The sequence below is a fragment of the Micromonospora sp. LZ34 genome, assembly GCF_052981855.1.
On record NZ_JBRIQN010000104.1, the window covers coordinates 1 to 7,972 of the forward strand.

The 7,972-nt window shown below is 68.9% G+C and carries 7 protein-coding genes and 1 pseudogene; 5 read left to right on the forward strand and 3 right to left on the reverse strand.

What is annotated here, in order from left to right; all coding sequences use genetic code 11:
* Positions 1-210 precede the first annotated feature (210 nt).
* Entirely contained in the window at positions 211-504 is a 294-nt protein-coding gene (locus ACVCAH_RS37025) for a helix-turn-helix domain-containing protein (protein WP_447140867.1), read from the forward strand.
* Positions 505-1,022: 518 nt separating this feature from the next.
* On the forward strand, positions 1,023-1,472 hold the full coding sequence (locus ACVCAH_RS37030) for a hypothetical protein (protein WP_447140868.1): 450 nt from the start codon (positions 1,023-1,025) through the stop codon (positions 1,470-1,472).
* Positions 1,473-1,650: 178 nt separating this feature from the next.
* Here the strand turns inward: ACVCAH_RS37030 and ACVCAH_RS37035 are convergent, their stop codons facing one another.
* Positions 1,651-2,886: an IS110 family transposase gene (locus ACVCAH_RS37035; protein ID WP_447140869.1), complete on the reverse strand. Its 1,236-nt coding sequence runs from the start codon at positions 2,884-2,886 to the stop codon at positions 1,651-1,653.
* Positions 2,887-3,162: 276 nt separating this feature from the next.
* Positions 3,163-3,648 carry a hypothetical protein gene (locus tag ACVCAH_RS37040; protein ID WP_447140870.1) on the reverse strand — a complete coding sequence of 162 codons (486 nt, stop codon included), beginning with the start codon at positions 3,646-3,648 and terminating at the stop codon, positions 3,163-3,165.
* Between the two features lie 342 nt (positions 3,649-3,990).
* On the opposite strand from ACVCAH_RS37040, the pseudogene ligC reads away from it, so the two are divergent.
* Positions 3,991-4,134, forward strand: a pseudogene (gene ligC, locus ACVCAH_RS37045) (ATP-dependent DNA ligase); the annotation flags it as partial.
* Between the two features lie 74 nt (positions 4,135-4,208).
* On the opposite strand, the gene ACVCAH_RS37050 reads toward ligC, so the two are convergent.
* Positions 4,209-4,709, reverse strand: coding sequence for a hypothetical protein (locus ACVCAH_RS37050; protein ID WP_447140871.1), 501 nt, complete (start codon positions 4,707-4,709; stop codon positions 4,209-4,211).
* A gap of 173 nt (positions 4,710-4,882) precedes the next feature.
* Between ACVCAH_RS37050 and ACVCAH_RS37055 the strand changes: the two genes are divergently transcribed.
* Together ACVCAH_RS37055 and ACVCAH_RS37060 are read left to right on the forward strand one after the other, a co-directional pair.
* On the forward strand, positions 4,883-6,928 hold the full coding sequence (locus tag ACVCAH_RS37055; protein WP_447140872.1) for a histidine kinase: 2,046 nt from the start codon (positions 4,883-4,885) through the stop codon (positions 6,926-6,928).
* The gene (locus tag ACVCAH_RS37060) at positions 6,925-7,620 is read left to right on the forward strand and encodes a response regulator (RefSeq protein WP_447140873.1); all 696 of its coding nucleotides are present in this window, start codon (positions 6,925-6,927) and stop codon (positions 7,618-7,620) included. The genes ACVCAH_RS37055 and ACVCAH_RS37060 overlap by 4 nt, the downstream gene beginning before the upstream one ends.
* Positions 7,621-7,972: the final 352 nt, after the last annotated feature.

Consider the following 7,972-nt stretch of genomic DNA (forward strand, 5'->3'; position numbering starts at 1 on the left):
GACGACCTCGTCGGCGAAGGTAGGCGGGTAGGAAGGCATGGGCGAAGCATTCCAGACCGTCGCCCAGGAGCAACTAGTGCCTCGTCTTTGAACGTTGATCGTGTAATCCGTCGCTTTCCAGGATCCGTCAGGCAGGCTGTCTCCCAGCGCTTGATGGGAGGTGGTGCCGGGTGGGTCGACGCCCGGAAGTGTTCGTCCGGCAGGGTGTCGATGGCCGAAGGCCAGCGGTTGCAGCGGATCACTCGGACCGCAAAGAATCCGCTGAAGCTGCGCCGGTCGATCGTGGTGCTGATGTCCGCCCAGGGGCAGCCGGCCCCGGACATCGCCCACCTGCTCAAGACCAGCGAGGACTACGTGCGCGATGTGATCCACGCGTTCAACGAGCGGGGGGTTCGACGCCTTGGACCCAATCGTCGGCGCTGGTGCAGGGGTCCTGGAGTGATGAAAATGGTGGCGGCCGGACTGGTAGACGTCGATCGATCTAGTGACGCTTCGAGTCTGTGACCCAATCGGACGTGGGAGCCGAGGGCAGGAGCCCCTGGACCGTTGCCGTGAGAACCTGAAGAGGACGTTGACCACCGCGAACCCTATGCAGCACAGGGCCACTAGACCACCTGTCACGGTGACGCCGGCGCCGCCGGCCGGCCGATGCCGGCCGGAGGTCGCCAGCAGGCCGGGGCCGGGCCGGCGCGGCCCGCTTTGCAGACCGCTCTTGATCCTTAAGAGGTCAATTCGGCAACCTCCTCGGTTCTCGCTATGTCTTGTCACGGGACATGCTTGGCGCTCACGTCCCACCTGATGCCCGACGTGATCCTCAGAGGGCGCCGCGGAAGCCTTCACGGTCCGCGACACGGGCGCGCATCGCGGCATGGCCGAACCGCCGGCGATGGGCTGCCACGCCCCGTAGCGATCGGATCGCGGCAAATCCGTGCATCCGATCTCGGGATTCTTGGCCCGTCCGGTTCGGAACGGGTCCTGGCCACTCGGCCCAGCCCGTGCCGGGTACCGGTAGGGTCCACGGAGTGGAGTTGCGCGATACGCTGCGACGCCGGCCGGTTACGCCCGAGCGGCGAGTCGCGATCGGGGAGGCGATACTGCGGATCGAGGAGCTCGTCGACCGCGGTAAGGACGCCACTACCGCGATCGAGACGCTCAACGAGACGACCGGTCACACCTTCGGGCTCGACGACTTCAACTATCGCTGCGGAGCGCCCGACCGTGAACAGCTGGTCGAGTGGGCGTGCGCGCCGCCGCCGGTCCGACTGCCCGACGTCACCCGAGACGAGCTGGTCGAGATCGTGCGTCGCATCCTCGCCGGCCCGACCGACGACTGGTACGTCGCGGCGTTCGAGCGCAACACCGTGATGCCGGGCGCGAGCGGCCTCATCTTCTACCCGCCGCCCGAGTTGCGGGACGCGACGGCGGAGGAGATCGTTGACGCCGCGCTGGCCTACCGCCCGATCGCCCTGTGACGCAGCCGACGCACCCGTACTTGGCAGCCAGCGACGCGTCCGAATCCAAGATAGATCGGGTGCGCGCTCATCGGCAGTTCCGGATGCCGTAGCCACGCAGACCGCCGACACGGACGGTGACGAGCCGACCAGCGGCCGGCGCGCCTTGACAGCGGCAGACATCCCATGTTTTTCGATGTCAAGAGGTGGACTGCAAATGGGCCCAGGCGGTTGCCTCGTTGTAGGGGGTGCCGGTCTTGAGGCAGCCGTGCAGGATGCCGACGAAGCGGTTGCCGAGTTGGCGCAGGGCGGCTTGGTGACCGGTGCCGCGGGCGCGCAGGCTGTCGTAGTAGGTGCGGGCGCCGGGTGAACCTTTCAGCGAGCAGAACGCCCACTGGTGCAGGGCGTCGCTCAGTCTTCGGTTGCGCGCGTAGCGGGCCAGCACGACTGTGCGGGTGCCGGAGGCCCGGGTGATCGGGGACGTGCCGGCGTAGTTCTTACGGGCTTTCGCGTCGGTGAAGCGGTGCGGGTCGTCGCCGAACTCGGCGAGGATCCGGGCGCCGAGGACCACCCCGAGGCCGGGCTGGCTCAGGTAGTAGTCAGCGTCCCGGTGCCGGCCAAAATGGTCGGCCACCACCTGCCCGAGCTGCTCGACCTCGGCGTTGAGCGCCGCGATCAGCCGGACTTGGGTGGTCACGATGGCCGCGTAAGCGGCTTCGACGGCGTCTGGCTGGCGCAGCTGCCCTGCGCGCAGCTGTTGCTGCAGGTTCGCGGCTTTGGCGTCGATGTCGCGGCGGTTCGCCCGGCGCAGCGCCGCAGCGATCTGCGACCGCGACAGCCGGGCGGCGCGGGCAGGGTCCGGTGCCCGGCCGAGTAGTTCCAGCGTGTCCGGCGCGGTCAGGTCGTCGAAGGCGTTCAACGCCGCCGGGAAGAACTCGCGCAGCGCGCTGCGCAGCCGCAGCATCTGCCGCGACCGGTCCCAGATCAGCGTCTGGTGAGTGCGAGCGACGAATTTCATCGCTTCGGCCTGGTCGCTGTCCCCGGCGATCGGACGATGATGGGCATGGTCGAGACGCACGATCTCGGCCAGCACGTGCGCGTCGCCGGCGTCGGACTTCGCCCCCGAGGTGGAATGCCGTTCCCGGTAACGAGCCACCGACATCGGGTTGATCGCATACACCTGATAGCCGGCCGCGATCAGCGCCTGCACCCACGGGCCGCGGTCGGTCTCGATACCGATCCGCACCTTCGTTGCGGCCTCGGTTGATTCGAGCTCGGCCCACTCGCTCGGCATGTGCTCGGCGATCAGCGCATGCAACCGGGTAACACCCTCAAGTCCCTCGGGTAGCCGCTTGCGGGCCAGCTTCGACCCTCGATCGTCGATGAGCTCCACGTCGTGATGGTCCTCGGCCCAATCGTCTCCCAGGAACAGCATCTCGCCTTCTTCCTCGACAAACCATGTCGGTCACGGCAGCGTGGAAGAGACCCCAGCGATCTAATGGCCAAGTGCTCACCGCACAGAAGCAGGGCACGTCATCCCATCAGCTGTCCAGCCTCCTCACGACCAGCGGGCGCACGGTCTGCCGCAAGACCTTGAAGGCCCGATGAGTGGGAGTGCTGACCCGCCAGCCGCTACCGGAGCCATCCTGCACCAGCAGGCTGACAGAACCCATTAGATGAGGATGTCTAGCCGGCAGGTCGCAGCGAAAGATCAGCCGCGTGCCTGACTGATTAGCGCCTGTCTGAGCGCGTCGAGTAACCCTCGGCTGAAGGGGCTGTCAGCGTCCGGCGCCACGACAGTGACCAGCGACAAGCCGGCGCTGATCAATGTCGCCGGGTACGGATCGAAGCCGAATCCCCTTCGTTCGTAGGGATCCTCATTGAGCTGGATCTCGACCGCCGGCTGGCTGGCGGACTCGTAGAGCACCGCGAACGGTCCCTCGGCGTGCTCCAGGAGCGAGTACCCGACATCGTCCCAACGCCGCTCCATCTCCGCATCGCGCGCGACGTACACCTCACCTGCGCCGGCCGGCACCTTCGCACGCGTCCTCCGCCATGGAAGAAACGGCTCCACGTGCTCCCCACCCAAGGCGACCAACATGTTCGGCCACCTGCCATGCAGGCCGTCCAGCATCGCCCGGATGCCGGCGTCGACCCGCGCGCCAGTGATGAGAACCGTGTCGTATCCCGTGATCATCTGCGCTCCGCTTCGGCCGCGGATCCGTCCGCTCGCTCGTGCTGCATACGGCACGAGTCGTACTCGCGCCCATTCTCCGTAGAGGATGATCGCACTGAAGATCGTCCGAACGACATCCTCAACTCGGCACGACCGGATGTTTCCACACCCGATCTGCGGCGTGAGCGGGCGTCGACTCGCATGAGAACATGCGTCCATGAGCAGGTACTCGGGCTGAGGTGGCATCGCCCCGGTGGGCCTCAACTGGCTGGGCGTTTGGAAGATGATGGCAGCTACGGATGGCCATGATGGCGAATGACGTCAGGATGGCGAAGGTCGAAACCAGCACCGCGAACAGGGCCGGTTCAGGGCGTCAGGTTCCGGCACACGACCCAGTTAGTCCGCTGGCGCCCGGACCGCGATCCCGGCTCGTGCACGTACGCTCAGCTCGACCGACCGGTCCGGTTCAACCTGGCTGACGTACTCACCGGCGCCGCGGCCGGCTGAGCCGGGACCGACGGCGCCGGAAGTATGCCCCGATCGCCGCTCCCCCCTGAGCGGCGATCGGGGCATAGCGTGCGTCAGCTCGCGAAGACCAGCATCGAGTTGGCGACCAGGACGAGCGCTCCGAGCCCGATCCCGACGGCGGCGCTGACCGGGAGCCGGCCCAGGCGGCGCCGCGCGTCCAACCCCAACACGATTGCCGCGATGCCGAGCGCCGCCGGCAGCCCGGACCAGTAGACGACGATGCCGGTCGGAATGCCGAGGATCGCGAGCACCAGCGACCACACCGCGGTCGAGCCGGGCTTCTGCCGCAGGGCCAAGCGCGCCGCCACCGCGAAGACGACCACTGCGGCGAGCAGGGCGATGCCGGCATGCGCCGCGATCTCTCCCGCCGAGGCGTCGGGGAAGATTCCCCACTGGCCCGAGGTCGGCCCGTCCTTCGGGCGGAACGGGGTGTCGACGGTGGTGGAGATCACCGCGAGCAGGGCGGCGATCGTACCGCCGACGGCGCCGACGACGGCGAGGTTGGGCCGGTTGTGGGTCGCAGTGGCGGTCGGGTTGTCAAGGTGGGTCGTCATCGGAGTTCCTCTCGCGATAGGCCGTCGGGCGACGGCTGTGGCACAGCGAGAGTCGGGCGCCCGGACGGTCGGGCGCATGGGACCGCGGTCGCGATCGCACCCGGGACGACTGCCCGGCTGATCTGGGACATCCGCGGTGTCATGCGGGACGGTCGCTGACCGACAATGGCCGCGTGAAGCATGAGGTGGAGGCAACCGGCAGCTCGGTCCCGGTCGGGATGAGGCGAACCACCGTCCTGCTCGCCTGGCTCGTCGTGGCGGCGTGCGTCGCGATGGCGGCGCCGGTGGGCTGGGCGAGTATGCAACCCTCGCGCGGGCCGGACCTCGATCCGGTCCCGTCCGCGGTTGTGGCGAGCCTGGCCTGGGCCGTCACCGGTGCGCTACTGGTCAACATGCGCCCGCGCAACCGCATCGGCTGGCTCCTCGTGCTAGTCGGGGCCCTGCAGTCTGCCGCGAACGGCGGCAACACCTACGGCGCGTACGGCACGCGGGTCGATCCGCTGTGGCCGTACGCCGACTGGGTGGCACTGCTCACCAGCATGGTCTACTTTCCGTCGCTGGTGTTGCAGGCGAGCGCCCTGCTGGCCCTCTATCCGACGGGGCGCCTTCCCGCCCGGTGGTGGCGCTGGCCGGTGCTCGGCGTCGTCGTCGCCACCGCCGTTCTCACCATCGGTGCGACGTTCGACCAGGTCACGTACAACACCATCGCTGTGGGCCCGGCGCCAGCAGCCCTCCCCACCGGGTGGTGGACCCCGATCGGCACGGTCGCCTGTTTCGTGGTGATCATCGGCGGCACCGCCACGATCTGGGTGGCGACGGCCGTGCGGCTGGTGCGCGCTCGCGGTCCCCAGCGGGTTCAGCTCGCCTGGCTCGTGGCGGCCGTGATCCCGCTGACCCTGGGCGCGTTCTTCGTCCCGCTGCCGAGGATCGCGGTCGCCGCCATCGCGCTCCTCGTACCGATCGCGGTGGGCATCGGCATCATCCGGTACCGGCTGCTCGGCATCGTGCTGCGCCCCGCTCTCACGTACGGCACGCTCACCGCTGCCGTCGTGGGGGCGTACTTCTGCGTGTCGGCCTTTGCCGGAAGCCTGCTCGACCACGGTCCGCTGCCCGGCGTCGTGGCCGCGGGCCTGGTGGCGGTCGGCATCACCCCGCTCAAGGACCGCCTGCAGCGCGGCGTGGACCGCTTCGTGTACGGAGCCCGCCGGGATCCGCTTGAGGCGGTCACCCGGGTCGGCGGCACTGTCGCGGCCGAAGGCGATGCGCTGGCTGGGGTCCTGACCGGGGTAGCGGACGCCGTTCGGGCTCCGTGGGCGGCGGTGGTCGCGGTGGACGGCCGGCCGATGGCCACGGCGCGCCCGGACCGCGGATACGACGCCGGCGAGGCGGATGTCGTCGCCGTCGGTCACGAGGCGATACCCCTCTTCCTCGAGGGACAGTGCATCGGTGAGTTGCGGGTCGGCCACCGGCACCACGCATCGCCGTTCACGCCCGACGATCGCCGGCTGCTCGGGCTGCTGGCGCCGCAGGTTGCGGTGGTACTCCGCGCCGTCGACCTCGCCGAGTCCCTGCAGGTGGAGCGGGACCGGGTGGTCGCCGCGACCCGATCGGAACGTGAGCGTCTCGGGCGGGACCTGCACGACGGACTCGGTCCGGCCCTTGCCGGCATCGGACTCGGACTGCAGGCGATCGACGACGCGATCGCCGCTGCGGACACCACGACAGCGCAGGCCATCGTCGGTCGGCTGCGGGAGGAGGTCGCCACCATGGTGAACGACGTGCGCCGGATCATCGACGACCTCCGGCCCGTCACCCTGGACGAGCTCGGCCTCGTCAATGCCGTACGTCGGCACGCCGACTCGGTCAGCGCCGCCGTCGAGGTCTCCGTAGACATCGAGGACCTACCGACGTTGGCGCTTCCCGTCGAAGCCGCGACCTACCGCATCACTCAGGAAGCGCTGACCAACGTCGTACGGCACGCGAACGCCCGCACCGTCAATCTGGCCATGGCGAGGGCGGAACTGCCGAACGGCCGGCACGAACTCGTCGTAACGATCGCCGACGACGGCCACGGGATGACCGGGAACGGGGCCGGAAGCGGGGTCGGCCTGCCGTCCATGCGCCGGCGGGCGGAGTCGGTCGGCGGCAGTCTCGAGGTGAGTTCCGACCGGGGTGGCACGACGGTCGTAGCCCGCCTTCCGATCGAGGGGGCTTCGTGAGCCCGAACCTCGGCGGAGGCGGAGGTGGCACGCCGGTCCGGGTCGTGGTTGCGGACGATCACCCGATGTTCCGATTCGGCCTCTGCTCGGCATTGGGCGGAGCGGATTCCATCGAGGTGGTCGGGGACGTGCCGGACGGCGAGCGGTTGATCGCCCTCGTGGAGCGGACCCAACCCGACGTCGTGCTCACCGATCTCGCGATGCCCGGGGTCGACGGCGCCGTGGCAACCCGACTGATCCGGGCGCGCTGGCCCGGCGTACGGGTGCTCGTCCTGACCATGCACGAAGACGACGAGGCGGTGTTCGGGGCGCTGCGCGCCGGCGCACACGGGTATCTGGTGAAGGGCGCGGAGCGCGACGAGATTGTCCGCGCTGTGCTGGCCGTCGCGGCCGGCGACGCGGTGTACGGCGCTGCCGTGGCCCGCCGAATCATGGCCTTCTTCACCGGGGCGCAGAAGGAGTTCTCCGCCCAGGTATTCCCGGACCTCACGCCGCGGGAGCGGGAGGTGCTCGACCTGATGTCGGCCGGCTGCCGCAACCACGAGATCGCCCGGCGGCTCGTGCTGTCGGAGAAGACGGTGCGCAACCACATCTCGACGGTGCTGACGAAGCTGCAGGTGCCGGATCGCGCGGCGGCGATAGTCAAGGGCCGCGACGCGGGACTCGGCCGCGATCACGGCTCGGGACATTGATCAACCGCCGGTCCCGTGCACGTCCCGTCCCGATCTTTCTGACGAGCGGGGATGCGATGAGCACCTACACCACGCCACGGGACGTGACCCTCTGTCGCGCCGGTATATTGCTGCCGAGCAGAAACGCGTGCTCATCGGCAGGACCGAGCGCCGTCTCGATCGATCAACTGTGTCACGCGCGGATCGCCAGATCCGTGCACCTGATCTTGGTAGGGATGGGCCTGGGTACGTGAGGTTCTCTGTGCTGGTGACCGCGCCACGGCGACCTCACTCTTAGTGCCCCTCGCCGTTAATTCGTCGGGGTTATGCGGCGGTGGGTAGGGGACCATGGATGGCGAGGCGTTTGAGGAGC